Source organism: Microbacterium sp. PRF11 (assembly GCF_031844085.1).
Classification (GTDB): domain Bacteria; phylum Actinomycetota; class Actinomycetes; order Actinomycetales; family Microbacteriaceae; genus Microbacterium.
In genome coordinates this window covers 1-25880 of the sequence record NZ_JAUZUP010000005.1, presented here as the reverse complement: position 1 = coordinate 25880, position 25880 = coordinate 1, and the positions used below count along the sequence as shown (strand labels likewise).

Here is a 25880-nt window from a genome sequence, read left to right as displayed (position 1 = left end):
CTCATGATGGCTGGTCCGCGACCGTTCTGACGGCGCGGACCAGCCATCGGTCTTTCTGCCGGACGAGCGTCACGTACTGCGTCCGATCCCCCCGCGTCAGCCGCACGACCCCGACGCCGCCGAAGTCGTCGAGCAGCGCGATCTCGGCGTCGAGCGTCTGCTCGAGCAGGGGTTCCTGCGGGAAGCCCGAGTCCTCGTAATACCCGCTCACGCAGGACGGTTCCCCTGCACACCCGTCGATGTCGGCGAACAGGGCGCGGGCATCATCGACGAGATTGCCGGTGAGCACCTCCCCCATGGTGGACGCGGGCGGAGGCGACGACTGTCCCTGTTCCTCGGAGGTCGACCCGGTCGGCCTCGCAATGGCCGGACCGGGCACCACCGAGGCATCCGACTGCCCGCTCGGCGGGAGGAGGAGCGCAGCGGTGGCGACGACCACGGCGACGACGGCCCCACCCACGATGCTCAGTCGCAGGCCGCGCGAGGACGACCATCGCTCACGGAGCTCGCGAAGCACGCCGTGCACCGCGTCGCCGAGATCCGCGTCCACCAGCGACAGGGCGCGGGAGGCGGCGCCGGGACGAGGCTCGTCGACGCCCTCGGCCTCGTCTTCGTCCGCAGGCGCGAGGGGCCCGAGCACGAGCGGCACGGGATCGGCGAACGCGAACAGCCGGCGCTCGAATCGGTCCCAGGCGCGTGGCGGCTCCGTGAGCAGGCTCTCGCGCGCCCGCTCGACCATCTCCCGCGTCGCGGCTCCGTCGGTGAGCTCTGCGACACGCTCGAGGGCGTCGGCGGTGGCGGAGACCGCGTCGTCGGGGCCGTCCTCGGCCACCGCGACCGGACAACCGTCGGCTCGCAACCACCACCGCGTGCCTTCTCCGCGAGCGGCGGGGCTGCGGCATCCACGCAAGAGGGCGACGGCCGCGGTGACCGCCTCTCCGGGGGTGAGGGCGAGCGCGCTACGGGCACGCCGGAGGAGGTAGGCGTCGAGGGGTTCGACGAGGACGGATGCCGCGCTGCTGCTCATCCCCCGATGCTGGATCACGGCAGCCGGGCGCTGCCGGCGTCGAGAGGCGAACGGTGGATGAGCGGCTCGATCCGCGGGCTGGGGAGGAGGAGTCGGCGGCGAAGATAGAATCGTTCTCATGGCCGCTCGCACTTCCACGCCCGAGAAGCGTCCGGGCTTCTTCTCGCAGCTGAAAACCCTGTACACCTTCACCCAGAAGGAGTACCGGTGGCTGCCGTTCCTGCTGGCGGGGATCGTGCTGGTCGGCATCGCCCTCGGTGTGCTGATCGGCTTCCTCATCCCGCCGGTGGCGGCCTGGAGCGTCATCCTGTGGGGTGTCACGGGCCTGCTGGCCGGTATCCTGGCCGCGATGATCACCATGACGCGTCTGTCGACGACCGCCATGTACAAGAAGATCGACGGTATGCCCGGTGCGACCGGCCACGTGCTGTCGTCGTCGCTCGGCCGCAACTGGCAGGCCTCGGAGGCGCCCATCGGCGTGAACCCCCGTACCCAGGAGGCGCTCTACCGCGCCATCGGCCGCGGTGGCGTCGTCCTCATCGGCGAGGGCAACCGCAGCCGCCTCACGCGCCTCGTCGGTGAGGAGCGCTCGCGGGTGACGCGCGTCGCGGCGGGCGTGCCCGTCACCATTCTCTACGTGGGTCACGGCGACGACGAGGTGCCGATCGCGAAGCTCGCCTCGACCATCAAGGCTCTGCCCAAGAAGGTCGACCGTGCCACCATGGCCGCCGTCATCAAGCGCGTGTCCTCGGTATCGCAGGGGCTGTCGTCGCTGCCCATTCCGAAGGGCGTCGACCCAACGAAGATGCGCGCCCCGCGCCCCCGTTGACCCCATGAGAAAGGCCCCCGCCGCGGCGGGGGCCTTTCTCATCCGTGCGGGCTGTTCAGGTGCGGACCAGGACGGTGCCCACCGCCTTGTCGTGGAGTCCGCGCTGATCGGCGTCGAAGACCACCGCCGGGATGATGAGCGCGAGCAGGACCGTCCGCACGATGGGTCGCCAGAGGCCCACCCAGCCCCCGGATGCCAACTCGAGGCGCATGCCCATGATGCGGTGTCCGGGGCTTCCCCCGATGAGCGGGATGAACAAGATCTGCACGACGAAGAAGATGACGTTCGCCGCGATTGGGTTGGCGAAAGGCACGCCGGTGACGGGGTCGGGCGTCGAGAAGAAGGCGAAACCGATCAGTCCCGCGCTGACGACGTCGATCAGCAGCGCCGCGATGCGGCGTCCGGGACGGGCGATGGAGCCGCGACCCTCGCGGGGAAGGCCGAGCCGCTGGCCCGGATACTCGTTCTCAGCGGTCGCGCTCACGGCATCCAGCGTAATCGGGTCGCCGTAACATCCCGGAAACATGCGAGATATGACCGGGACACCGGTTCTGTATAGGGTCGAGGAGGCTGGCCGAGGCCGGCATGATCCCGAATGTTCTACCTCTGGAGTCTTCATGTTCAAAGATTCGTCCGAGGTGCTCAAGTTCATCCAGGACGAGGACGTCAAGTTCCTCGACATCCGTTTCACGGATCTCCCGGGTGTGCAGCAGCACTTCAACATCCCCGCCTCGACCGTCGACGAGGAGTTCTTCACCGTCGGACAGCTGTTCGATGGCTCGTCGATCCGCGGGTTCGCGAACATCCACGAGTCGGACATGCAGCTGATCCCCGACGTGACCACCGCGTACGTCGACCAGTTCCGCGAGGCCAAGACCCTCGTCATGGTCTTCGACATCTACAACCCGCGCAACGGTGAGATCTACGCGAAGGACCCGCGTCAGGTCGCCAAGAAGGCCGAGAAGTACCTCGCCTCCACCGGCATCGCCGACACCGCGTTCTTCGCCCCCGAGGCCGAGTTCTACATCTTCGACGACGTCCGCTACGAAGTGAAGCAGAACTCGAGCTTCTACTCGATCGACTCCGAGGAAGGCGCCTGGAACACCGGTCGCGCCGAAGAGGGCGGCAACCTCGCCAACAAGACCCCTTACAAGGGCGGCTACTTCCCCGTCTCCCCCGTCGACAAGACGGCGGACCTCCGCGACGACATCACCCTCAAACTCATCGAGGCGGGCTTCGCGCTCGAGCGCTCGCACCACGAGGTGGGCACCGGTGGTCAGCAGGAGATCAACTACCGCTTCGACACGATGCTGCACGCGGCCGACGACATCCTGAAGTTCAAGTACATCGTCAAGAACACCTGCGAGCAGTGGGGCAAGGTCGCGACCTTCATGCCCAAGCCGCTCTTCGGCGACAACGGCTCCGGCATGCACACGCACCAGTCGCTGTGGAACGACGGCAAGCCGCTCTTCTACGACGAGACCGGTTACGGCGGCCTCTCCGACATCGCCCGCTGGTACATCGGCGGTCTGCTGGCGCACGCGCCCGCCGTCCTCGCGTTCACCAACCCGACCCTCAACAGCTACCACCGCCTGGTGAAGGGCTTCGAGGCGCCGGTCAACCTGGTGTACTCGGCCGGTAACCGCTCCGCGGCCATCCGTATCCCGATCACGGGCACCAACCCCAAGGCCAAGCGCATCGAGTTCCGCGCGCCCGACGCCTCGGGCAACCCGTACCTCGCGTTCGCGGCCCAGCTGATGGCCGGCATCGACGGCATCAAGAACCGCATCGAGCCGCACGAGCCCGTCGACAAGGACCTCTACGAGCTCCCCGCCGAAGAGGCCAAGAACATCCCGCAGGTTCCCAACTCGCTGCTCGACTCGCTCGAGGCCCTGCGCGCCGACCACGAGTTCCTGCTCGCCGGTGGCGTCTTCACGCAGGAGCTCATCGACACCTGGATCGAGTACAAGATCGAGAACGAGATCCAGCCGATCGCCCAGCGCCCGCACCCCTTCGAGTACGAACTGTACTTCGGGGTCTGATATCCCGATCATCCACGTCGACGCCCGTCCCCGCCGTTTCGCGGGGGCGGGCGTCGACGCGTGTCCGGGAGGCACCGCTCGTCGATGACTTCCCGAGTCAGCCCGTGCGCGCCGCGCGCTTCTGCTCCTGGTAGACGCGGATCGCCTCGTACCGCTCCGCGGAACGCGCCTGACGCTTGGCGGCCTCGACCTCCCGCACCTTGGGCGGGGCGTTCGTCACGAGGTCGTCGAGCAGGTGGCGGACGGATGCCGCGATCTCGTCGACCGCGCGGTCGAACACCGCCTGATTGGCCCGGGAGGGTGTCGTCGTCCCGACGATCTTCCGCACGAACTGCAGCGCGGCGTCGTGGCACTCGGCATCCGTCGCCGGGGGCGTGAAGTTGTGCAGGGGGACGATGTTGCGGCACATGCCCGCTAGGGTAGGCCCCTTCGCGCCCGGGCGGTAGGTCAGCGGCGGCGGCGGGGGACGTCCGCCCAGCGGTGGCGGAGCCGCACCCCGACGAACACCCCGTAGAAGACCATCAGCAGGGCGAAGGGACCGCCCAGGAAGACGACGAGCACGGCGGGCAGTCCGCGCCGTGTCGACCCGACCACATCGCCCCAGCCGATGAGCCCGGACGAGAGGTCACCGAGGACCGTCACGACGAGCGCGAGCGTGACGGCACCGAAGATGATCGAGCCCGCGGCGGCCGTGAGTGAGCGGATGCGACCGAGGCGGTCGAGCGTCCGGTCCACTTCGGCGGTGAATCGGTGCGGGGAGATCTTCACGGGGCGGGGATCTCGACGAGGCGGAACCAGCGACCCGTGGGTCGGACTTTCGAAAGAGCAGGGAGGAACGACGCGTCCCACCCCGACGGGATCATGGCCGGGTCGTCGGTCAACGGTCGCACGTGCACTCCCCCATCGAAGCAGGTCGCCGGCTTCCCGGCATCCGCACAGGTCAAGTCCCACCGCCGTGTGGGAGACGCGGGTGAGGATGGGGGGATGCCGACGTCCCCTTACGCCGCACGCCCCTGGTTGAACTCGTACGCCGACGGCGTGCCCCACGAGATCGACGCCCCCACGCAGACCCTGCCCGAGATGCTCGCCGATGCCGTCTCGCGCTACGGACGTCAGACGGCGCTGGAGTTCTTCGGCGCCACGACCACGTACCGCGAGCTCGGACGGCTCGTCGACCGCGCGGCCGAGGGACTGCGACGGCTCGGCGTGGTCGCGGGCGACCGGGTGGCCCTCGTCATGCCGAACAGCCCGCAGCACGTCGTGGCGTTCTACGCCGCGCTGCGGCTGGGGGCGATCGTGATCGAGCACAACCCGCTCTACACGCCGCGCGAACTGCGTCACCAGTTCGAGGACCACGGCGCCCGTGTCGCGATCGTGTGGGACAAGCTCGCCGACACGGTCGCCGACTTCCCGTCCGACCTCGCGCTCGAGCACATCGTCCGCGTCGACATCACCGCCGCTCTGCCCCTCGGCAAGCGGCTCGCGCTGCGGCTCCCGGTGTCCAAGGCCCGCGCCGCGCGGGCGCAGCTGACGGCGCGCGTGCGATCGAAGCGGCCGACGCCGTGGGAGGCGCTGCTGACCCGGGGCCCGATCTCGCGCAAGCACCGCGGACCGCTCCTCGACGACATCGCCTTGCTGCAATACACCAGCGGCACCACCGGCACCCCGAAGGGCGCCGTGCTCACCCACCGCAACCTCCGCGCGAATGCGATGCAGGGACGCGCGTGGGTCCCGGGCCTGCGAGACGGACACGAGACCTTCTACGGCGTGCTTCCGCTCTTCCACGCGTACGGTCTCACCCTGTGCCTCACCTTCGCGATGAGCATCGGCGCGAAGCTCGTGCTGTTCCCGAAGTACGATCTCGACCTCGTGGCCGCCGCAGCGAAGAAGAGTCCTCCGACCTTCCTGCCCGCGGTGCCACCCATCTACGACCAGCTCGCGCGGGCGGCCGCGCGCGGCACCATTGACCTGTCCAGCGTCCGGTTCGCCATCTCGGGAGCGATGAGCCTGCCCGTCGCGACCGTCGACCGCTGGGAGGCAGCCACGGGCGGACTGCTCGTCGAGGGGTACGGGATGACCGAGTCGTCGCCCGTCGCGCTCGGCAACCCCATCGGCCCCTCGCGTCGGCCCGGCACGGTGGGGGTTCCGTTCCCGAGCACCGACATCCGCGTCGTCGATCCGGAGAATCCGACGACCGACCTGCCGCTCGGGGAGACCGGCGAGCTGCTGCTGCGCGGACCGCAGGTGTTCCAGGGGTACTGGAACAGGCCGGCCGACACCGCCGAGACGCTCATCGACGGCGAGTGGCTGCGCACCGGCGACATCGCCTCGGTCTCGCCCGACGGTTTCGTCACCATCGTGGACCGTCTGAAGGAGATCATCATCACCGGCGGCTTCAACGTGTCGCCGAGCGAGGTCGAAGAGGTGCTCGTCTCCCACCCCGACATCGTCGGAGCCGCCGTCGTCGCCCTGCCGAAGCCCCGCGGCGGGGAGGACGTCGCCGCCGCGATCGTGCTGCGCGACGGGGTCGCGATCGAGCCCGACGCGGTGCGCGATTACTGCAAGACGCGTCTCGCCGCCTACAAGGTCCCGCGCCGCGTGGTCGTGGTCGACGACCTGCCCCGCTCCCTGATCGGCAAGGTCCTCCGCCGTGAGGTGCGTCAGCGCCTGATGTCGTGACGAGGGGGATGCCACGACCTCGGGGCCATGGCATCCCCTCTGCTCAGCCGTAGAAGAGTTTGTCGAAGACGCGCCGTGCGCGGCGGGTGGCGCCGAAGTAGTCCTCCTCGACCTGTGTCGCCGAGCGCGGCGCGTACTCGAGGATGCGGCCGATGCCGTCGAGCTTGGCTCGGTCGACGGGGAGGACGTTGCTCGTCTGCCCCGACAGCAGGGTGTTCGCCGAGCGGAGCCGGCTCGCCAGATGCCACGCCGCGGCGAGCTTCCCTGCTGCCTCGGACTCGATGACACCCGCGTCGACGGCGGCGTCGAGGGCCTCGAGCGTGGAGGTGGTGCGCATCGCCGGCACGGCGCGCGCGTGCTGCAACTGCAGGAGCTGCACGAGCCATTCGACGTCGCTGAGAGAGCCGGGACCGAGCTTGAGGTGGCGAGCCGGGTCGGCGCCCTGCGGCAGGCGCTCGTTCTCGACGCGCGCCTTGATGCGGCGGATCTCGCGCAGGCCGTTCTGATCGGCCACCGCCGGGTAGCGCACCTCGTCGGCGAGTTCCATGAACGCGCGGATGAGCTTGACGCTGCCCGCGACCCCGCGCGCGCGCAGCAGGGCCTGGGCCTCCCACGACAGCGACCAGCGCCGGTAGTACTCGGTGTAGGCCTCGAGGGAACGGGCGAGGGGGCCGCTGCGGCCCTCGGGACGCAGCTCGGCGTCGAGGTCGAGCGGCAGCCGGTGGTCCTCGGAGTGCTCGCGCAGACCCGCGACGAGCTTGAGCGCCAGCTGGCTCGCGCGCTGCGGGTCGAGGCCGTTCGCGCGATACACGTACATGACGTCGGCATCCGAGCCGAAGCCGAGTTCGCGACCGCCGAAGCGGCCCATCGCGATGACGGCGAAGTCGAGGTCGTCGTCTTCGGGCGGCACCACCACGCGGCGCACCGCGCGCAGCGTCGCCTGGATCGTGACCTCGGTGATGGTGGTCAGCGCGTCGGAGAGCTCCTCGAGCGACACCGTGCCCAGCACCGCCGCCATCGCAACCCGCAACATCTCGCGCCGGCGCAGGGCGCGCACCGAGCGCATCGCGTCGTCGATGTTCTGCCAGCGGGTCTGGATGGCCCGGGCTTCCTCCTCGAGCGCCTTGCCCGAGCGGGGGCGCAGCAGCGCATCGTCGTCGAGCCAGGCGACCGACTCGGGGATCCACTCCATCAGCTCGCCGATGTAGCGCGACCCCGACAGCACGCGCGTGAGGCTCTCGGCGGCGCCGGCGGAGTCGCGCAGCATCCGCAGGAACCACGGGGTGTTGCCGAGCCGCTCGCTGATGCGGCGGAACACCAGCAGCCCGTAGTCGGGGTCGACGCCGTCGGCGAACCACCGGATCATGATCGGCATGAGGTGCCGCTGGATGGTCGCCTTGCGGCTCAGGCCGCTCGTCAGAGCGGCGATGTGGCGGAGGGCCCCGGCCGGATCGCGGAAACCGATCGCCGCGAGGCGGTCGCGGGCCTGCTCGGTGGACAGGGTCCGCTCGCCCTCGGGGAGAGCCGCCACGGCCGAGAGCAGGGGCCGGTAGAACAGGCGCACGTGGATGTCGCGCACCTCGCGTTTGATGCCCTCCCACACCGCCTGGACCCCGGATGCCGAGTCCGCCAGCCGCGAGGCCCTCGCGAGCACCCGCAGGTCGTCGTCCTTCTCGGGCAGCAGCGCCGTGCGCCGCAGGCCCCGCAGCTGCAGGCGATGCTCGAGCAGGCGCAGGAGACGGTAATCGCGCCCGAACGCCTCGGCCTCGGAGCGGCCGATGTACCCCTCGGCGACGAGGGCGTCGAGAGCGTCGAGGGTGCCGCGCTGACGGATGCGCTCGTCGGTGAGGCCGTGCACGAGCTGCAGCAACTGCACCGTGAACTCGACGTCGCGGATGCCACCCGGGCCGAGCTTGAGCTGGCGGTTCACCTCGGCCGCGGGGATGTGCTCGGTGACGCGCTCGCGCATGCGCTGCACGCCCTCGACGAAGTTCTCGCGCGCAGCGCTGTGCCAGACGAGCGGCTGCACCGCGGCCACGTACTCGGCGCCCAGCGTCGCGTCGCCGGCGATCGCGCGGGCCTTCAGCAGAGCCTGGAACTCCCAGCTCTTCGCCCAACGGGCGTAGTACTGCTGGTGCGAGGCGAGGCTGCGAACGAGCGCGCCCTGCTTGCCCTCGGGCCGCAGGTTCGGGTCGACCTCCCACAACGGCGGCTCGATCTCGGGACCGGAAATTCCACGCATGGTCTGCACGGCCAGGCGCGTGCCGATGTCGATCGCGCGCGCCTCCGACACCACCTCTTCGTCGGAGGAACCGCCGACGAAGATCACGTCGACGTCGCTGACGTAGTTCAATTCGCGGGCGCCGGTCTTGCCCATCGCGATGATCGCGAAGCGCGTGGCCTCGACCTGCGCGCGGGGGAAGCCGGCGGGACCGGGGGCGCACACGCGCGAGCGGGCGACGCTGAGCGAGGCCTCGAGCGCCGCGCCGGCGAGGTCGGCCAGGGCCGCGGCGACCACGCCGATCGCCTCCGCGGGGTCGTCCTGGCCGAGGTCGTAGGCGGCGATCCGGGCCAGCAGCCGCCGGTAGCGGGTGCGCAACGCGACCCAGGCAGCATCCGACGCATCGGCGGCGAACCCGTCGACGTCGCCGACCGACGACAGCAGCTCGGTCCGCATGGTGGGCTCGTCGGGCAGGGTGAGACCAGCACCCGACAGGTGGACGAGCTCGTCGGGGTGCCGCAGGTAGAACTCCGCGAAGCCGTCGGACGCCCCCACCAGATCCCACAGCGCGCGCCAGGCGCCGGCATCCGCGGCAGCCGCGCGTACGGCGGCGACGTCACGACGAGCGACCTGCAGGATGGCTCGCAGCGCCCCGTCGGGGTCGGCCACGCGCTGCGCGAGCTGCATGGCATCCGCTCGGCTCACACCGACCGACTCCTCGAGCTCACCGAGCAGGGTGTCTGCGTCGGTGAGCCTCGAGAAGCCGGTGCGGGCGAGGGCGGTGAGCGCGGTGGAGCGGTCGCCCGAGGTCATCGGTGCTCCGTCAGAGCGCTTCGAGGTTGCTCGCCAGCTCGAACGGCGTCACCTGCGCGCGGTACTGGTTCCACTCGCGGCGCTTGTTCAGCAGGACGTACTTGAAGACCGTCTCCCCCAGCGTCTCGGCGACCAGCTCGGACTCCTCGAGGTACTCGAGGGCGTGGTCGAGGCTCGACGGGAGCGGGGCGTAGCCGAGGGCACGGCGCTCCGTGTCGCTGAGCGACCACACGTTGTCCTCCGCCTCGGCGGGGAGCTCGTACTCTTCTTCGATGCCCTTCAGGCCGGCCGCGAGCATGAGCGCGTACGACAGGTAGGGGTTCGCGGCAGAGTCGAGCGCGCGGTATTCGACGCGGGTCGACTGGCCCTTGTTGGGCTTGTACAGCGGCACGCGCACGAGCGCCGAGCGGTTGTTGTGGCCCCAGCAGATGAAGCTGGGAGCCTCGTCGCCGCCCCACAGTCGCTTGTAGGAGTTGACGAACTGGTTCGTCACGGCCGAGATCTCGTTCGCGTGGCGCAGAAGGCCCGCGATGAAGTGCCGGCCGACCTTCGACAGCTGGTACTGCGCGCCCTCTTCGTAGAAGGCGTTCATGTCGCCCTCGAAGAGCGAGAGGTGCGTGTGCATGCCGCTGCCCGGCTGTCCGCTGATGGGCTTCGGCATGAACGTGGCGTAGACGCCCTGCTCGATCGCGACCTCTTTGACCACCGTGCGGAAGGTCATGATGTTGTCGGCCGTGGTGAGCGCATCGGCGTAGCGGAGATCGATCTCGTTCTGGCCCGGGCCGCCCTCGTGGTGGCTGAACTCGACCGAGATGCCGAGGTCTTCGAGCATGCGCACCGACCGGCGACGGAAGTCGTGCGCCGTGCCCCCGGGGACGTTGTCGAAATAGCCCGCCGAGTCGACCGGCTGCGGGCGCCCGTCGGGGCCGAGCTGCGACGACTTCAGCAGGTAGAACTCGATCTCGGGGTGCGTGTAGAACGTGAACCCGGCATCGGCTGCCTTCGCGAGTGTGCGCTTGAGCACGTGGCGGGGGTCGGCGACGGCGGGCTGCCCGTCGGGCGTGGTGATGTCGCAGAACATGCGCGCCGTCGGGTCGATCTCACCGCGCCACGGCAGGATCTGGAACGTCGTGGGGTCGGGGTGCGCGAGCAGGTCGGACTCGTACGAGCGGGTGAGCCCCTCGATCGCCGAGCCGTCGAAGCCGAGACCCTCGGTGAACGCGCCCTCCACCTCGGCCGGGGCGATCGCCACCGACTTCAGCGTGCCGACCACGTCGGTGAACCACAGGCGCACGAACTTGACGCCGCGCTCCTCGATCGTGCGCAGGACGAAATCGCGCTGCTTGTCCATCGTCATCCTTCGTTTCGGTGGGCCGTCAGCGGGCCGAGCCGGAGCCCCAGTCGTCGCGAGCCTCTTCGTCGGCCCACTGCTTCGAGCGCTCCTTCATGAGCTGCGGAGCGTTCGCCGCCTCTTCGGCGGTGTCGAAGGGGCCGGCGCGATCGACGGCGGGCGACTCGTACCCCTGCTCGACCTGACCGGTCTGGAGGTTGTACCAGTACTTGTTGTTGTCGTCGCTCACGATGGCTCCTCACGTGGGTCTCGTGCGTCGGCGCAGAACCGCCGGTGCTCCCCCGATCCTACTGATGCCGACCGTGCGCCTGGATAGGCTGAGGGGTATGGCAACGAATGCATCTCGCGCGGTCGGAGTAGACATCGGCGGAACCGGCATCAAGGCGGGAATCGTCGATCTCGACGCCGGAGAGCTGGTCAGCGACCGCGTCAAGGTCGCCACCCCCGCGGGCGCCGAGCCGGCCGACGTGCTCGCCGCCGTCCGCCAGGTGCTCGAGACCCTTGAGGCGCCCGCCGATCTGCCGCTCGGCGTCGCCTTCCCCGCCATCGTCAAGGGTGGACGCACCCTGTCGGCCGCCAACGTGTCGAAGTCGTGGATCGGTTTCGAAGCCGAGAAGTTCTTCGAGCAGGGCCTGTCGCGCGACATCCACTTCGCGAACGACGCCGACGTCGCCGGCATCGCCGAGGTGCGCTACGGCGCCGCGAAGGGCGTCGAGGGCCTGGTCATCCTCACCACCCTGGGCACCGGCATCGGTTCGGCGATGATCTACGACGGCGTGCTCGTCCCCAACAGCGAGCTCGGTCACCTTCAGCGCGCCGGGCACAAGAAGGATGCCGAGCACTTCGCCGCGTACTCGGCGATGGAGCGCGAAGAGCTGTCGTGGGACAAGTGGGCCAAGCGCCTGCAGTGGTACTACGACTACGTCGAGTTCCTCTTCAGCCCCGACCTGATCGTGGTCGGCGGAGGCGTGTCCAAGCACTCCGAGCACTTCCTGCCCCTGCTGAAGCTGCGCGCGCCGATCGTGCCCGCGAAGCACCGCAACAACGCCGGCATCATCGGCGCGGCGTCCCTCGCCGTCCCCGTCCCGGAGGCCCTCCCCGCCGTCAAGTGACGGGCGGGCGCCCGCCGCGCTGTCAGACGGCGTTCGACTACTGACGCACGCTCACGGCGTTGCGCCAGACGACCGGTGCCCAGTGCCCGCCCTCGCACGGCACCTCGAGCATGACGACCCGGTCGTTCCCCCCGGTCGCCCACGCGGGCTCTCGCGTCGCCGCACGATTGGGCCACGTCACCCACGCCCACACCGGACGCTTCTGGGCGTACCACTCGATCGGCCGCGCTCCCCACGTCTCGGGCTGGAGGGTGCAGGGGGCGATGGATGCCAGCACCCGCGCGACCATCTCATCGCTGACCCTCGTCGAACCCATGCACCGGACCCCTTCCCCGGCCGTGCTCGAGTGTAGAACATATGTCCGACACTCACCGGGGGATGGACACGACGCGAAGCCGTGAACGCAGGCGACCCTCCTGAGCACAGGGGGTGCGCCAGGAGGGTCTACAGGTCATTCGTCGCCGCGCGCGGATCGGGTTGGATCGTTCGACGCTGGGCGCCGCGGACCGTCGTACCCACCGGGCGGAAGGGGCGAATGGGCCGGCCTGTACGCCGGGTTCTGTCCGGGGGTCGAAACCCCGTGGACGGTCATCTCTCTCGGCGACACGTTGCCGTGCCGCTCCAGCGGCCTACCCGGGGACTCGGCGAGCCGCGTCTGCATCCCCTGTCTGGCCTTGCTCCGGACGAGGTTTACCTGGCGGGTCGTGTCACCACGACCCCCGGTGGTCTCTTACACCACCCTTTCACCCTTACCCGCGCGAGGCGGGCGGTCTGCTCTCTGTGGCACTGTCTCGCGGATCACTCCGGGTGGGCGTTACCCACCGTCCTGCCCTGTGGAGCCCGGACGTTCCTCGGCACGGGTGAACCCGTGACGCGACCGTCCAGCCGACCCATTCGCAGCGATCAGTCTACCGGGGTACCGCCTCAGCCCTTCTCCGCGGTCGTCCCGATGCGAAGGTCGAGGGGGAAGTCGATGGGGAACTCCCCGAACAGCAGGCGCCCGGCGGATGCCGCGGACTTCCGCACGGCTTCGGCCACCGCGTCCGCATGCACCAGAGGCGTGTGCACGACGATCTCGTCGTGCAGGAAGAACGCCAGGTGCGGAGACCGGCCGAACACCGGACCCGATGCGCTCGCCGCGTGGGCGGCATCCACCTCGGGGAAGGCCGCGAGGCGGGAGCGGAGGTCGGCCAGCCAGGCCAGGGCCCATTCGGCGGCCGTGCCCTGGACGACGAAGTTGCGGGTGAAGCGTCCCCGGTCGCGCGCGGAGCGACGGGCGCGGGTCTCGTCGATGCCGGATGCCGCGGCGTCGCTGGCGAGCGATTGCAGCGCGCGCCAGGACTCCCCCGCCGGCGGCGACGTCCGGCCGAGCCAGGTCTGCACGACGCCTCCGTCCTCGCCGACGCGGGCGGCGTCGTCGACGAGCCGCATCGCGCGCGGGAAGGTGCGCCGCAGTCGAGGCAGGAGCCGTCCGCTCTCCCCCGTGGTGGCGCCGTACATCGCGCCGAGCATCGCCAGCTTCGCCTCGGCCCGGCTGGCGACGGCGCCGCGCTCGACGATGCCGGCGTAGAGGTCGCGACCGGATGCCGCCTCCGCCAGTGCCGTGTCGCGGGCCATCGCCGCGAGCACGCGGGGTTCGAGCTGTGCAACATCGGCGGTGACCAGCGTCCACCCGGGGTCGGCGCGCACGGCGGTGCGCAGCGAGCGCGGGATCTGCAGCGCTCCCCCGCCCGACGACGCCCAGCGTCCGGTGACGACGCCCGCGGCGACGTAGACCGGGCGGAAGCGGTCGTCGCGCACCCACTCGTCGAGCCACGTCCACCCGTTCGCGGTGTACAGCCGCATGAGCTTCTTGTAGGCGATGAGCGGTCGCACGACCGGGTGATCGTGCTCGGCGAGCTCCCACCGGCTGGTGGACTGCACGAGGAGCCCCGCGCGGTGCAGCGAGCGCAGCAGGCGGGGTTGCGAGTCGAGGGAGGCGGCGGGGTCGCCGAGCGCGTCCCGGACGGCAGCGGCCGCCTGTTCGATGCGAGCGGGCAGCCCTCCACCCCGGCGGGCGCCGAGCTCGTCCTCCAGCAGCGCCTCGTGCGCGGCGCGGCTCCAGGGGACGCCGGCCGCATGGAGCTCCTCGGCGATGAGCGCCCCGGCCGACTCCGCCGCGCACAGAAGCCGCAGTGCCCCGGGGGTGGCGGACGACGCGATGGCGTGGGTCTGCCGACGGTACTCGGCGAGGGCGGCGGAGACCGACTCGGGAACCCCGGCGGCGGTGTCGCCGAGCTCGAACAGCGTGTCGCCGGTGACGGTCGCCCGGTTCGCGGCATCCCACTCGACGGCGTCGCGGAGACCGTGATCGTCGCCCACGGCGCGGGCGTCGCGCAGGATGCCGTGCACCAGGCGCAGATCCCACGCGCGGGCGACGCGCACGCCTGCGTCGAGGAGAGCGGCATAGGTCTGCGCCGAGTCGGCCCAGACCCACCGCACTCCGCCCGCCGCCTCGCGCTCGGCGACGGCCGCGGCGAGGTCGGGCGCGGCGACCGCGTGCTCGCTCAGCGGCGCGTGATCGGGCCCGAGAACGACGAGGGTGACGCGTCCGTTCTCGCGTCCGACGACGACCGTGTCAAATGCCACGGGCGCCGCGGTAGGTCATCGGGATTCTTCGGTGCGGACGAGGATCGCACCGCACTCGGGGCAGAACACGACCTCATCGGTCTGGGCGCGGCGGACCGTGGCCAGATCGCTCGGCGGCAGCACCATGCGGCACGCCTCGCAGGCGCCGGCGCGCAGCAGACCCGCTCCGTTGCCGCGCACGGCGAGACGCTCGTACAGGCCGAGCAGCTCGACGGGCACGGCGGCGGCGACGGCGTCGCGGTCACGGCGGGCGCCCTCGAGGCGGGTGGTCGCGTCGGTGACGGTCGCCTTGGCTTCGGCACTGAGCGATGCGCCCTGGGCGTTCGTCTCGGCGATCAGCGCCTCCTGCTCCGACACCGCCGCATCGGCGGTCTCGAGGCGCTCCATGAGGGCGATCTCCATGTCTTCGAGGTCGCTCTTGCGCCGCGTGAGCGAGGCGAGCTCGCTCTCGAAGCCCTGCGCCTGCTTGGGGTTCGACGAAGCGGCGAGGCGCTCGGTGTCGCGCGCGATGCGGGCGTCGACCACGGCGACGTCGGACTCGAGACGCTTCAGCTCGGCGGTGATGTCGTCGCGCGCGTTGGCACGCGTGGCGAGCTCCTGCGACAGCGTCGCGCGCTGCGCGATCAGCTCGCGCACGCGCTCGGCCTGCGGCGGGTTGGCCGAGACCTTCTCGTCGCGCCGGATGCGGGCGTCGAGGTCGGCGAGGTCGAGCAGTTTGCGCTGGTCGGCGGGATCGGCATTCACGTCCCCCACGCTACCCCGCGGCTCAGACACCGGCGGCACGCACCGGACCCGTGGCGTCGGCTCTGCAGCGGGCGGCCGGGTGGTGGCATCCCGAGATCACGTGACCTGCGCGATGGGACACGTCGTGACCTGTGCTCCCGCCCGGGTCACGTGACCTCGCGGGCAGTGCGGTCGCTGCCCGGGCGCGACGCTAGACTCGAGGCATCCCGGGCCTTTAGCTCAGCTGGTAGAGCGCCACGTTTACACCGTGGATGTCGTCGGTTCGATCCCGGCAGGGCCCACCTCAGTTCAGGATGTTCACGCTCCGCGCGATGACCAGCGCGAGCAGGATGAATCCCGACATCGCCTGCACCAGCATGAACAGCTTCGCGCGCGAGCTCAGCGGCATGACGTCGGTAGGGCTGAACGCCATCGCGATGGATGCCGAGAAGGAGAGGTAGTCGACGTAGCCGGGCGCCCAGTCCTCGCCCCCTCACACCTGGGCGGCGCCGAGCAGGGTCGCCGCTCCGTCGCCCTCGCCCCGCAGCAGCTGACGTGCGGAACGCGGCGGACTCTCGGGTGCTCACGGGGTCAGGCTGGACGCGCGAGGGCTCTGCAAGCCCCGCTCGCTCGAGGAGTCGGCATCCCTCCTCTCCGCGGCCGGGTCGGCCCGCGACGTCTCGATGTCGAAGGGTCATCTCGTCGGCGGCGACGGATGCGTCGCGGGAGAGCATCCGATGTCGTCCCGACTCGCTAGGCTGGACGTTGGTTGATTGTGCGGAGCAGACAAGGGTTGCCGCACTCGTATGGCGATTCTCTGGCATGACCTGCCAGACGACGAAAGGTCTTCCGTGACTGTTCACGACCAGGATCCGTATTCGCAGGGGCCGCAGGACAGCGACCCGGAAGAGACCGGGGAGTGGCAGGAATCCCTGCGACAGCTGGTCCAGGCGAAGGGTCCGGCTCGCGCTCGCGAGATCATGCTGAGCCTGCTGAAGGGCTCCAAGGAACTGCACCTCAACGTGCCGATGGTTCCGACCACCGACTACATCAACACGATCTCGCAGAAGAACGAGCCCGAGTTCCCCGGTGATGAGGAGCTGGAGCGTCGTTACCGCAAGTGGATCCGCTGGAACGCCGCGGTCACGGTGCACCGCGCGCAGCGCCCCGGCATCGGCGTCGGCGGCCACATCTCGACCTACGCGTCGTCGGCCGCCCTGTACGAGGTGGGCTTCAACCACTTCTTCCGCGGTCTCGACGACCCCTCGGGCGGCGACCAGATCTTCATCCAGGGCCACGCCTCCCCCGGCGCCTACGCCCGCGCGTACCTCGAGGGCCGCCTCACCGAGGCGCAGCTCGACGGCTTCCGCCAGGAGAAGTCGCAGGCGCCCAACGGCATCCCCTCCTATCCGCACCCCCGCCTCATGCCGGAGTTCTGGCAGTTCCCGACCGTGTCGATGGGTCTCGGCCCGATCAACGCGATCTACCAGGCGATGTCGAACAAGTACCTGTCGAACCGCGGCATCAAAGACGTGAGCGACTCGCACGTCTGGGCCTACCTCGGCGACGGCGAGATGGACGAGGTCGAGAGCCGCGGCCAGCTGCAGGTCGCCGCCAATGAGGGCCTCGACAACCTGACGTTCATCGTCAACTGCAACCTCCAGCGCCTCGACGGTCCGGTCCGCGGAAACGGCAAGATCATCCAGGAGCTCGAGAGCTTCTTCCGCGGTGCGGGCTGGAACGTCATCAAGGTCGTCTGGGGCCGCGAGTGGGACGACCTGCTCGCCCGCGACACCGAGGGCGCGCTGCTCAACCTCATGAACAGCACCCCCGACGGCGACTACCAGACCTACAAGGCCGAGAACGGCGCCTACGTGCGCGAGAACTTCTTCGGTCGCGACCCCCGCGCCCTCGAGCTCGTCAAGGACTACACCGACGAGCAGGTCTGGGGCCTCAAGCGCGGTGGCCACGACTACCGCAAGGTGTTCGCGGCGTTCAAGGCGGCCAAGGAGCACAAGGGTCAGCCCACCGTCATCCTGGCCAAGACCATCAAGGGCTACGGCCTCGGTCCGCACTTCGAGGGCCGCAACGCGACCCACCAGATGAAGAAGCTGACCCTCGACGACCTCAAGGCGTTCCGCGACGCGATGGACATCCCCGTCACCGACGCGCAGCTCGACGAGAACCCGTACCAGCCGCCGTACTACAACCCCGGTGAGCAGGACGAGACGATCAAGTACATGCTCGAGCGCCGTCGCGCACTCGGCGGCTTCCTCCCCGAGCGTCGCACCACGCACGTCGGCCTCGAGCTGCCGGGCGATGCGGCCTACGCGCTGCCCAAGAAGGGCTCGGGCACGCAGGAGATCGCCACCACCATGGCGTTCGTGCGTCTGCTGAAGGACCTGCTGCGGGTGAAGGACTTCGGTCACCGCATCGTCCCGATCATCCCCGACGAGGCGCGCACGTTCGGCATGGACGCGTACTTCCCCACGGCGAAGATCTACAACCCCAAGGGCCAGCACTACACCTCCGTCGACCGCGAGTTGCTGCTGGCGTACAAGGAGAGCCCGCAGGGCCAGATCGTGCACGTCGGCATCAACGAGGCGGGCGCCCTCGCGGCGTTCACCGCGGCGGGCACGGCGTACTCGACCCACGGCGAGCCGCTCATCCCGGTGTACGTCTTCTACTCGATGTTCGGCTTCCAGCGCACGGGCGACGCCCAGTGGGCCGCGGGCGACCAGATGGCGCGCGGTTTCATCATCGGCGCCACGGCCGGCCGCACCACGCTGACGGGTGAGGGTCTGCAGCACGCCGACGGCCACTCGCAGCTGCTGGCATCCACCAACCCGGCGACCGTCTCGTACGACCCGGCCTACGGCTACGAGATCTCGCACATCGTGCGTTCGGGCATCGAGCGCATGTACGGCGGGAACCACCCCGACCCCAACGTCATGTACTACCTGACGGTCTACAACGAGCCCTACGTGCAGCCGGCCGAGCCCGAGGGGGTCGACGTCGACGGCATTGTCCGCGGCATCCACCACATCTCGTCGGGCGAGGGCGACGGCCCCCGCACGCAGCTGCTCGCCTCGGGCGTCGGTGTGCCGTGGGCGTTCGAGGCGCAGCGTCTGCTGAAGGACGACTGGGGCGTCGTGGCCGACGTCTGGTCGGTCACGTCGTGGAGCGAGCTGCGCCGCGACGGTCTGGCCGCCGACGAGCACAACTTCCTGCACCCCGACGAGGAGCGCCGCGTGCCCTACCTCACCGACAAGCTGAAGGAAGCCCAGGGCCCGGTCATCGCCGTCAGCGACTGGATGCACGCCGTGCAGGACCAGATCCGTCAGTGGGTCCCGCAGAACTACTGGACGCTCGGCGCCGACGGCTTCGGCTTCTCCGACACGCGCGCCGCGGCCCGTCGCTTCTTCAAGATCGACGGTCCCTCGCTCGCGGTGCGTGCTCTGCAGGCTCTGGCCGAAGAGGGCAAGGTCGACCGCGCCGTCGTCGGTCAGGCGATCGAGAAGTACCGTCTGCACGACGTCAACGCCGGCACCAGCGGCAACGCGGGCGGCGAGGCGTGATCGCGTGAGCGACTCCACGGTCGGGTCCGGTCCCTCCGCCTCGCGCGGCGGAACCGGGCCCGACCGGCCTTCGGGCGCAGAAGACGACGCAGCCGCGCACGAGAAGGCCGAGACGCTGGCGTGGCTGCGCCGGATCTCGGGCGATCTCGCCACCGCGACCATCCAGCGCCTCGGCGAGACCCTCCCCTGGTACGCCGAGATGCCGCCGGCGCGGCGCTCGGCCGTCGGGCTGGTGGCCCAGGCCGGCATCACCTCGTTCCTGCAGTGGTTCGAGGAGCCGGCATCCACTCCCGCCATCGCGGCGGACATCTTCGCCGCCGCTCCCCGCGAGCTGCTGCGCAGCGTCAGCCTGACGCAGACGCTGCAGCTCGTGCGCGTGACCGTCGAGGTCATGGAGGAGCGCGTGGCCGGGCGCAGCGAGAAGGTGCGCGAGGCCATGCTGTCGTACTCGCGCGAGGTCGCGTTCGCCGCGGCGGACGTCTACGCGCGTGCCGCCGAGGCGCGGGGTCTGTGGGACGCACGTCTCGAGGCCCTCGTCGTCGACTCGATCCTCACCGGAGAGGCCGACGACGAGCTGCCCAGCCGTATCGCCGCCCTCGGTTGGCACGGCCACGGCGAGGTCTCGGTGCTCGTGGGGACCACTCCCCCGCAGCTCGACGTCGACCAGGTGCGCCGCACCGCGCGCAAGCTCGGGGTCGACGTCCTCATCGGCGTGCAGGGATCGCGTCTGGTGCTGGTCCTCGGCCGGGCCGACCTGCCCGCGCGCGGCGGCGACGACGTCGCCGAGCTGCCGTTCCCCGAGATCGCCAAGCGCCTCGAGCCGAGCTTCGGGACGGGCCACCTCGTGCTGGGCCCCGCCGTTCCGGCGCTCGTCGACGCCGGCCAGAGCGCCCGCGCCGCCCTCGCCGGTTTCGCCGTCGCGCGCGCCTGGCGCAACGCGCCCCGCCCCGTCGAGGCCGACGATCTGCTCCCCGAGCGCGCCCTCGCCGGCGACGCGGTGGCGAAGCAGACGCTCGTCGATCGCGTCTACCGTCCGCTGCAGGCGCACAGCGCCGACCTCGTGGCGACGCTCTGGAGCTATCTCGACAACGGGCGGTCGCTCGAGGCGACCGCGCGCGAGCTGTACGTGCACCCCAACACCGTGCGATACCGCCTGAAGCGCGTCTCCGAGGTGATCGGGTGGGATGCCACGGGCCCCCGCGAGGCGCTCATCCTGCAGACGGCGTTGATCCTCGGTTCCATCGGCACCGATGCCACGCGCCGACGTGGTCTCTCGAACCGACGACCGCCGCTCGCCCGCTGACGCCGACGGCGGCCGATGCACGGCACGCACAAAGACACGCCGCATATCTGTGACGATATCTCCAGAAGCCCCCGCCTGATCCTTGGCAGGATGGAACGGTGATCATCGCCGTCTTCCCCGGACAGGGTTCGCAGACCCCCGGCTTCCTCTCCCCCTGGCTCGAACTCGACGGGACGCGCGAGCGTCTGGAAGCGTTCTCGGAGCGCGCGGGCGTCGACCTCGTGGCCGCGGGGACCGAGTGGGATGCCGACCGGATCCGCGACACCAGCGTGGCCCAGCCGCTCATCGTCGCGGCGAGCCTGCTGTCGTGGGCCGCGTTGAACGAGCGTGCCGGAACGCCCGTCGCCGGGGTCGCGGGGCACTCCGTGGGCGAGATCGCCGCGTTGGCGGCATCCGGTGTCCTGAACGACGACGACGCCCTGCGCCTGGTGGGCCTGCGCGGTCGCGCGATGGCCGAGGCGGCCGCCACCGTCGAGACCGGCATGAGCGCCGTCGTCGGCGGAGACGAGCAGGCCGTACTCGAGCGTCTCGAGGCGCTGCAGCTGACGCCCGCGAACTTCAACGGCGGCGGTCAGATCGTCGCCGCCGGTGAGCTCTCCCGTCTCGCCGAACTGGGCGCGGAGGCGCCGCGCGGCGCGCGGGTCATCCCGCTGCAGGTCGCCGGGGCCTTCCACACCCGTTTCATGGAACCCGCCGTCGAGACGCTGCGCACCGCGGCCGCCGATGTCGAGGTATCCGACCCCTCCACCACCCTGTGGACCAACTCCGACGGCTCCGTCATCTCCGACGGTCGCCGCGCCCTCGACCTCGTCGTCGCCCAGGTCGCCTCCCCCGTCCGCTGGGATCGCTGCATGGCCTCGTTCGCCGAGCACGGCGTGACCGGCATCATCGAACTCTCGCCCGCGGGTGCCCTCACGGGGCTCGCCAAGCGCGCCCTGCGCGGCACGCCCACCGTGGCGGTGAAGACCCCCGACGACCTCGACGCGGCCGTCTCACTCCTGAAAGAAGACCAGGCATGAGTACCCCCACCCTTCGTCAGCTGCAGGGCCCGGCCCACACGCGCATCTACTCCTACGGCGCGGCGCGCGGCGAGAACTTCGTGCCGAACGACGACCTCGTCGGGCCCATCGACTCCAGCGACGAGTGGATTCGCCAGCGCACCGGCATCGTCACGCGCGTGCGCGCGAACAAAGAGACGGATGCCATTGACCTGGCGGCCGAGGCCGCGCGCGAGGCCGTCGAGAAGTCGGGCGTGGCGCCCGAAGACATCGATGCCGTGATCGTGGCCACCATCAGCAACCCCAAGCAGACGCCGTCCGCCTCGGCCATCGTCGCCGACCGCATCGGGGCGAACCCGGCCGCCGCCTACGACGTCAACGCCGCGTGCGCGGGCTTCGCGTACGGTGTGGGCCAGGCCGACGCTCTGGTGCGCGCGGGCCTGGCGAAGCACGTCGTGGTCGTGGGCGCCGAAAAGCTCAGCGACATCGTCGACCCCACCGACCGCAGCATCTCGTTCCTGCTCGGCGACGGCGCGGGCGCCGTGGTCGTCGGCCCGAGCGACACCCCCGGCATCGGCCCCACGGTCTGGGGCTCCGACGGCTCGAAGGCCGACGCCGTGGGCATGAACGCCACCCTGAACGAGTTCCGCGACGGCACCGCGCCGTGGCCCACCCTGCGCCAGGAGGGCCCCACGGTGTTCCGCTGGGCCGTCTGGGAGATGGTCAAGGTCGCCCGTCAGGCGATCGAGGCCGCCGGCATCGAGCCCTCGGACCTCGCCGCCTTCGTCCCGCACCAGGCGAACATGCGCATCATCGACGAGTTCGCCAAGCAGCTGGGCCTGCCCGAGACGGTGGTCATCGGTCGCGACATCGAGACCACGGGCAACACCTCAGCGGCATCCATCCCGCTCGCCACCCACCGACTGCTCGAGGAGCACCCCGAGCTCAGCGGCGGACTCGCGCTGCAGATCGGCTTCGGCGCCGGTCTGGTCTTCGGCGCGCAGGTCGTCGTCCTCCCCTGACGCGCGAGCGTCGAACCCTAGACTGATCGGGGCCCGTCGGGCCCCATCCCCGAGAAACAGGAGACATCATGGCATTCACCAACGACGAGGTTCTCGCCGGCCTTGCCGAGCTCATCACCGACGAGACCGGAATCTCGGCCGACGAGGTCGCGCTCGAGAAGTCGTTCACCGACGACCTCGACATCGACTCCATCTCGATGATGACGATCGTCGTCAACGCCGAGGAGAAGTTCGGTGTCACCATCCCCGACGACGAGGTCAAGAACCTCAAGACCGTCGGCGACGCCGTGACGTTCATCACGTCGAACCAGTCCTGACACCTCCCGGTGGGGGCTCCGGCCCCCACCGGTCACGATCCGTCGGCCGCACCAAGGATTCATCGCTCATGAGCACACCCCGCATCGTCGTCACCGGCATCGGAGCCACCTCGCCCATCGGCGGCACGGCGCCCGAGAGCTGGTCCGCCCTGCTCGCCGGCACCTCCGGCGCACGTTCCCTCGAGCACGAGTGGGTCGAGCAGTACAACCTGCCGGTCACCTTCGCCGCCGAGGCACTCGTGCGTCCCGAGACCGTGCTCGAGCGTCCCGTGGCCAAGCGCCTCGACCCCTCGTCGCAGCTCGCGATGGTCGCGGCCAAAGAGGCCTGGGAAGACGCGGGCTCCCCCGACATCGACCCCGACCGCCTCGGCGTCGATTTCGCCACCGGCATCGGCGGCGTGTGGACGCTCCTCGACGCCTGGGACACCCTGCGCGAGAAGGGCCCGCGTCGCGTCATGCCGATGACGGTGCCGATGCTCATGCCCAACGCCGCAGCCGGCAACCTGTCACTGCACTTCAACGCCCGCGCGTTCGCCCGCACGGTGGCCTCGGCGTGCGCGTCCAGCACCGAGTCGATCGTCAACGCCGTGCAGCACATCCGCGACGGCCTCGCCGACGTGGTCATCGCCGGTGGCACCGAATCGGCCATCCACCCCATCACGATCGCCTCGTTCGCCTCGATGCAGGCGCTGTCCAAGCGCAACGACTCCCCCGAGACGGCGTCGCGCCCGGCCAGCATCGACCGCGACGGCTTCGTCATGGGTGAAGGCGCCGGAGTGCTGATCCTCGAGACCGAGGAGCACGCGAAGGCTCGCGGCGCGAAGATCTACGCCTCGATCGTGGGCGGCGGCGTCACCGCCGACTCGTATCACATCACGGCCAACGACCCCGAGGGTCGCGGCGCCGCGCGCGCCGTGCGCATGGCGCTTGAGATGGCGGGGGCCTCGGTCGACGACGTCACGCACATCAACGCCCACGCCACCTCGACCCCCGTCGGCGACCCGAACGAATACCAGGCCCTGCGCGCGGTCTTCGGGGACCGGGTCGACGAGATCCCCGTGTCGGCGACCAAGGCATCCACCGGTCACCTGCTGGGCGGCACCGGCGCACTCGAGGCGATCTTCACCGTCCTCGCCCTGCAGAACCGCGTCGCCCCGCCGACGATCAACCTCACCGAGCAGGACCCGGAGGTGCCCTTCGCGCTGTCGGGCTCCCCCGTCGAACTCGGCACCGGCGACCAGCTCGCGATCAGCAACTCCTTCGGCTTCGGCGGACACAACGCCGTGGTCGCGATCGCCTCGGTCTGAGCGCGGTCCCTACGGCGAGAGCCCCCTGGCATCCCCCCGACTGCGTTCGGGGATGCCAGGGGGCTCTCGTGTTGTCAAGCGGGGGATACGCGGTCCCGGTGCCGGGTGCGGTCACCGACCTCCGGTAGTGGCGCCTCCCCCGCCCGACGGCTTCAGCCGACCTTGTGCAGCCAGACGATCTGCTGGTCGTCGCCGGCGTGGCGGAAGGGCTCGAGCTCCTCGTCCCAGGCCGAGCCGAGGGCGACATCGAGCTCGCGCTGCAGTTCGAACGCGTCGCCCGCGGCGACCTCCATGGCGTAGCGCACACGGTCCTCGCCGATCACGACGTTGCCCGCCGCGTCGGTCTGCGCATAGTGGATGCCGAGCCCCGGCGTGTGCATCCAGCGGCCGCCGTCGCTGCGCGGAGTCGGGTCTTCGCTCACTTCGAAGCGCAGGTGCTCCCAACCGCGGATGGCGCTCGCCAGCGCGGCGCCGGAGCCGACCGGACCCTCCCAGTAGAACTCGGCGCGACGGCTCCCCGTCAGCACAGGCTGGTCGGCCCAGTCGAAGTTGACGGCGCGACCGAGGGCGCGTCCCACCGCCCACTCGAGGTGGGGGCACAACGCGCGGGGCGCGGAGTGGATCAGGATCACTCCGCGCGAAGACGTGATCGCCATGGTCTCTCCTTCGTCAGGTACGTCTTCCCCTACGACCTGTGATGGAGTGTGGCGAGTGTTCGGTTGTCCCGGCCATTATCGCCCGTGCATAACGAAATCACAACACTGTGATTCGGCTCGCCGATGCGAGGGTCGCGTCAGCCGAACCACAGCGCCCAGTACAGGGCGAAGTTGCGGTTGCCGTATGCGGAACACGCATCCCCGGTGCCCCAGCGGGCCGCGATCGCGGCGGGGTTGGGTTGGTAGGGCGTGTAGTTATACAGCGCCGCCGTGGCCTCGTTCGTGATCGTCACGTCGCTTCCCCCACAGGAGGGGTCGGGCGAGTAGGCGATGTAGTGCTGCCCCGGCTGACGCATGAAATCGGAGGCGCTGTACGACTTCAGATCGGTCGCGCCCTGCGCGATCTGCAGAGCGAACCCGGAGCGACCGGGATCGCACGGGGCGTCGTCGGGACAGCGAGCGCCCATCGCGGCGCCCAGTTGCTCCGGGGAGGGGGCGCGGGCGGTGCGCCCGGAGACGAGGCTCTGCTCCTTCTGCAGCGTCACCAGCAGGACCTTCGCGGAGATGCCGCACGCCCTCTGGATGCGGTCGATGATCTCTGCGGCAGACAGCTCCCCGCCGTCGTATCCTTCGCAGACGGTCGCCCCCGTGGCATCCGAGACAATCGGCCCCCGAGCGGGCAGCTCGGTGCGCAATCGCGCCAGGCACGAGTCGTCGCGACATTCGCCGACCTGGTCGTCGAGGAAGCTCTGGATCTCGCCGGCGGTCATCGCATCGCCGTCGTAGAACTCGGCGTCGGAGATGAGGGTGCCGGGGTCGAAGTCGCGCAGATCGACGGCCTGACGGCGGACCTCTGTGTTCCACGCGGCCGTGAGCGAGACGAGCGGTGCGATCGCCAGCATGACGAGGCCCACCAGGACGAGGGCCACGACGCCGAACGCGATGCGGCGACGTCGCAGGATCGTCGCGCGGGGCGTACGGCGGGGCCGCGAACGTCTCTTCGCCACCCCTCGATCGTGCCGCACCGCGCTGACCGCGCGCTGCACGTCGGGAACGTGGCGCGTCGGTCAGCGCGGTCGGGTCAGCTCCCGGGCTGTGCGGGAGGGGTGGGCGCCGAGCCGTCGGCCGGGGGCGTCGGGGCGGCACCGTCGGCCGGGGGCGCAGGCGGGGTGGGCTTGTCGCCGTCCGCGGGCGGGGTGGGCTTGTCACCGTCGGCGGGCGGAGTCGGCGCCGACCCGTCGGCGGGCGGGGCGGGCTTGTCGCCCGGGGCGCCG

At 70.4% G+C, this 25880-nt stretch carries 23 protein-coding genes, 1 tRNA gene, 1 other RNA gene and 1 pseudogene; 11 read left to right on the top strand and 15 right to left on the bottom strand.

Features of this window, described 5'->3' with window-relative positions; all coding sequences use genetic code 11:
- Position 1: 1 nt before the first annotated feature.
- Complete coding sequence (locus tag Q9R20_RS13790) at positions 2–1027, bottom strand: hypothetical protein (protein ID WP_311249873.1); 1026 nt, start codon at positions 1025–1027, stop codon at positions 2–4.
- Between the two features lie 118 nt (positions 1028–1145).
- Here Q9R20_RS13790 and Q9R20_RS13785 point away from each other — a divergent pair, with 118 nt between their 5' ends.
- Positions 1146–1856, top strand: coding sequence for a DUF4191 domain-containing protein (locus Q9R20_RS13785; RefSeq protein ID WP_311249872.1), 711 nt, complete (start codon positions 1146–1148; stop codon positions 1854–1856).
- Positions 1857–1911: 55 nt separating this feature from the next.
- Here Q9R20_RS13785 and Q9R20_RS13780 read toward each other — a convergent pair whose 3' ends face one another.
- A complete protein-coding gene (locus tag Q9R20_RS13780) occupies positions 1912–2382 on the bottom strand; it encodes an RDD family protein (RefSeq protein WP_396653696.1) in 471 nt (156 codons plus the stop codon).
- A 91-nt stretch (positions 2383–2473) separates the two neighbouring features.
- Between Q9R20_RS13780 and glnA (Q9R20_RS13775) the strand changes: the two genes are divergently transcribed.
- Positions 2474–3898, top strand: coding sequence for a type I glutamate--ammonia ligase (glnA, locus tag Q9R20_RS13775; protein ID WP_311249870.1), 1425 nt, complete (start codon positions 2474–2476; stop codon positions 3896–3898).
- 97 nt (positions 3899–3995) lie between these two features.
- Here the strand turns inward: glnA (Q9R20_RS13775) and Q9R20_RS13770 are convergent, their stop codons facing one another.
- Positions 3996–4307 (bottom strand): DUF2277 domain-containing protein, encoded by a 312-nt coding sequence (locus Q9R20_RS13770; RefSeq protein WP_311249869.1) that lies wholly within the window; start codon positions 4305–4307, stop codon positions 3996–3998.
- A gap of 38 nt (positions 4308–4345) precedes the next feature.
- Positions 4346–4666 carry a hypothetical protein gene (locus Q9R20_RS13765; RefSeq protein ID WP_311249868.1) on the bottom strand — a complete coding sequence of 107 codons (321 nt, stop codon included), beginning with the start codon at positions 4664–4666 and terminating at the stop codon, positions 4346–4348.
- Positions 4667–4882: 216 nt separating this feature from the next.
- Between Q9R20_RS13765 and Q9R20_RS13760 the strand changes: the two genes are divergently transcribed.
- Positions 4883–6577, top strand: a complete 1695-nt coding sequence (locus tag Q9R20_RS13760) for a long-chain-fatty-acid--CoA ligase (protein WP_311249867.1) — start codon at positions 4883–4885, stop codon at positions 6575–6577.
- A 43-nt stretch (positions 6578–6620) separates the two neighbouring features.
- Here the strand turns inward: Q9R20_RS13760 and Q9R20_RS13755 are convergent, their stop codons facing one another.
- Genes Q9R20_RS13755 through Q9R20_RS13745 form a run of 3 tightly spaced genes read right to left on the bottom strand, consistent with a single transcriptional unit; the run spans position 6621 to position 11191 of the window.
- Positions 6621–9611 carry a bifunctional [glutamine synthetase] adenylyltransferase/[glutamine synthetase]-adenylyl-L-tyrosine phosphorylase gene (locus Q9R20_RS13755; protein ID WP_311249866.1) on the bottom strand — a complete coding sequence of 997 codons (2991 nt, stop codon included), beginning with the start codon at positions 9609–9611 and terminating at the stop codon, positions 6621–6623.
- Positions 9612–9621: 10 nt separating this feature from the next.
- Entirely contained in the window at positions 9622–10962 is a 1341-nt protein-coding gene (glnA, locus tag Q9R20_RS13750; protein ID WP_295840807.1) for a type I glutamate--ammonia ligase, read from the bottom strand.
- 25 nt (positions 10963–10987) lie between these two features.
- Positions 10988–11191 (bottom strand): SPOR domain-containing protein, encoded by a 204-nt coding sequence (locus tag Q9R20_RS13745; RefSeq protein ID WP_311249865.1) that lies wholly within the window; start codon positions 11189–11191, stop codon positions 10988–10990.
- A 97-nt stretch (positions 11192–11288) separates the two neighbouring features.
- Between Q9R20_RS13745 and ppgK the strand changes: the two genes are divergently transcribed.
- Positions 11289–12074, top strand: a complete 786-nt coding sequence (gene ppgK / locus Q9R20_RS13740) for a polyphosphate--glucose phosphotransferase (RefSeq protein WP_311249864.1) — start codon at positions 11289–11291, stop codon at positions 12072–12074.
- A 37-nt stretch (positions 12075–12111) separates the two neighbouring features.
- Here the strand turns inward: ppgK and Q9R20_RS13735 are convergent, their stop codons facing one another.
- The 4 genes from Q9R20_RS13735 to Q9R20_RS13720 all read right to left on the bottom strand — a co-directional run bounded on the left by Q9R20_RS13735 (position 12112) and on the right by Q9R20_RS13720 (position 15446).
- Positions 12112–12390, bottom strand: coding sequence for a hypothetical protein (locus tag Q9R20_RS13735; protein ID WP_311249863.1), 279 nt, complete (start codon positions 12388–12390; stop codon positions 12112–12114).
- 216 nt (positions 12391–12606) lie between these two features.
- An RNA gene (gene rnpB, locus Q9R20_RS13730) (RNase P RNA component class A) lies at positions 12607–12967 on the bottom strand.
- A 31-nt stretch (positions 12968–12998) separates the two neighbouring features.
- Complete coding sequence (locus Q9R20_RS13725; protein WP_311249862.1) at positions 12999–14702, bottom strand: bifunctional 3'-5' exonuclease/DNA polymerase; 1704 nt, start codon at positions 14700–14702, stop codon at positions 12999–13001.
- Positions 14703–14717: 15 nt separating this feature from the next.
- A complete protein-coding gene (locus Q9R20_RS13720) occupies positions 14718–15446 on the bottom strand; it encodes a C4-type zinc ribbon domain-containing protein (RefSeq protein ID WP_311249861.1) in 729 nt (242 codons plus the stop codon).
- 208 nt (positions 15447–15654) lie between these two features.
- Here Q9R20_RS13720 and Q9R20_RS13715 point away from each other — a divergent pair.
- Positions 15655–15727: transfer RNA gene (locus tag Q9R20_RS13715), tRNA-Val, on the top strand.
- A 2-nt stretch (positions 15728–15729) separates the two neighbouring features.
- Here Q9R20_RS13715 and Q9R20_RS13710 read toward each other — a convergent pair.
- Positions 15730–15858 (bottom strand): hypothetical protein, encoded by a 129-nt coding sequence (locus Q9R20_RS13710; protein WP_311249860.1) that lies wholly within the window; start codon positions 15856–15858, stop codon positions 15730–15732.
- A 418-nt stretch (positions 15859–16276) separates the two neighbouring features.
- Between Q9R20_RS13710 and aceE the strand changes: the two genes are divergently transcribed.
- From aceE to Q9R20_RS13680, 6 genes are all read left to right on the top strand, one after another.
- Entirely contained in the window at positions 16277–19003 is a 2727-nt protein-coding gene (aceE, locus tag Q9R20_RS13705; RefSeq protein WP_311249859.1) for a pyruvate dehydrogenase (acetyl-transferring), homodimeric type, read from the top strand.
- 115 nt (positions 19004–19118) lie between these two features.
- Positions 19119–20306, top strand: a complete 1188-nt coding sequence (locus Q9R20_RS13700; protein WP_295840843.1) for a CdaR family transcriptional regulator — start codon at positions 19119–19121, stop codon at positions 20304–20306.
- A gap of 98 nt (positions 20307–20404) precedes the next feature.
- Positions 20405–21325 carry an ACP S-malonyltransferase gene (locus Q9R20_RS13695; protein ID WP_311249858.1) on the top strand — a complete coding sequence of 307 codons (921 nt, stop codon included), beginning with the start codon at positions 20405–20407 and terminating at the stop codon, positions 21323–21325.
- Complete coding sequence (locus Q9R20_RS13690) at positions 21322–22326, top strand: beta-ketoacyl-ACP synthase III (protein WP_311249857.1); 1005 nt, start codon at positions 21322–21324, stop codon at positions 22324–22326. The genes Q9R20_RS13695 and Q9R20_RS13690 overlap by 4 nt, the downstream gene beginning before the upstream one ends.
- Before the next feature lie 68 nt (positions 22327–22394).
- The gene (locus Q9R20_RS13685) at positions 22395–22643 is read left to right on the top strand and encodes an acyl carrier protein (RefSeq protein WP_022880558.1); all 249 of its coding nucleotides are present in this window, start codon (positions 22395–22397) and stop codon (positions 22641–22643) included.
- A 68-nt stretch (positions 22644–22711) separates the two neighbouring features.
- Positions 22712–23950 (top strand): beta-ketoacyl-[acyl-carrier-protein] synthase II, encoded by a 1239-nt coding sequence (locus Q9R20_RS13680; protein ID WP_311249856.1) that lies wholly within the window; start codon positions 22712–22714, stop codon positions 23948–23950.
- 152 nt (positions 23951–24102) lie between these two features.
- On the opposite strand, the gene Q9R20_RS13675 is transcribed toward Q9R20_RS13680, so the two are convergent.
- The 3 genes and pseudogenes from Q9R20_RS13675 to Q9R20_RS13665 form a co-directional block, all read right to left on the bottom strand.
- Positions 24103–24606, bottom strand: coding sequence for a DUF3145 domain-containing protein (locus tag Q9R20_RS13675; RefSeq protein WP_311249855.1), 504 nt, complete (start codon positions 24604–24606; stop codon positions 24103–24105).
- A 137-nt stretch (positions 24607–24743) separates the two neighbouring features.
- Entirely contained in the window at positions 24744–25613 is an 870-nt protein-coding gene (locus tag Q9R20_RS13670; protein WP_311249854.1) for a hypothetical protein, read from the bottom strand.
- A gap of 74 nt (positions 25614–25687) precedes the next feature.
- A pseudogene (locus Q9R20_RS13665) lies at positions 25688–25880 on the bottom strand (hypothetical protein); the annotation flags it as partial.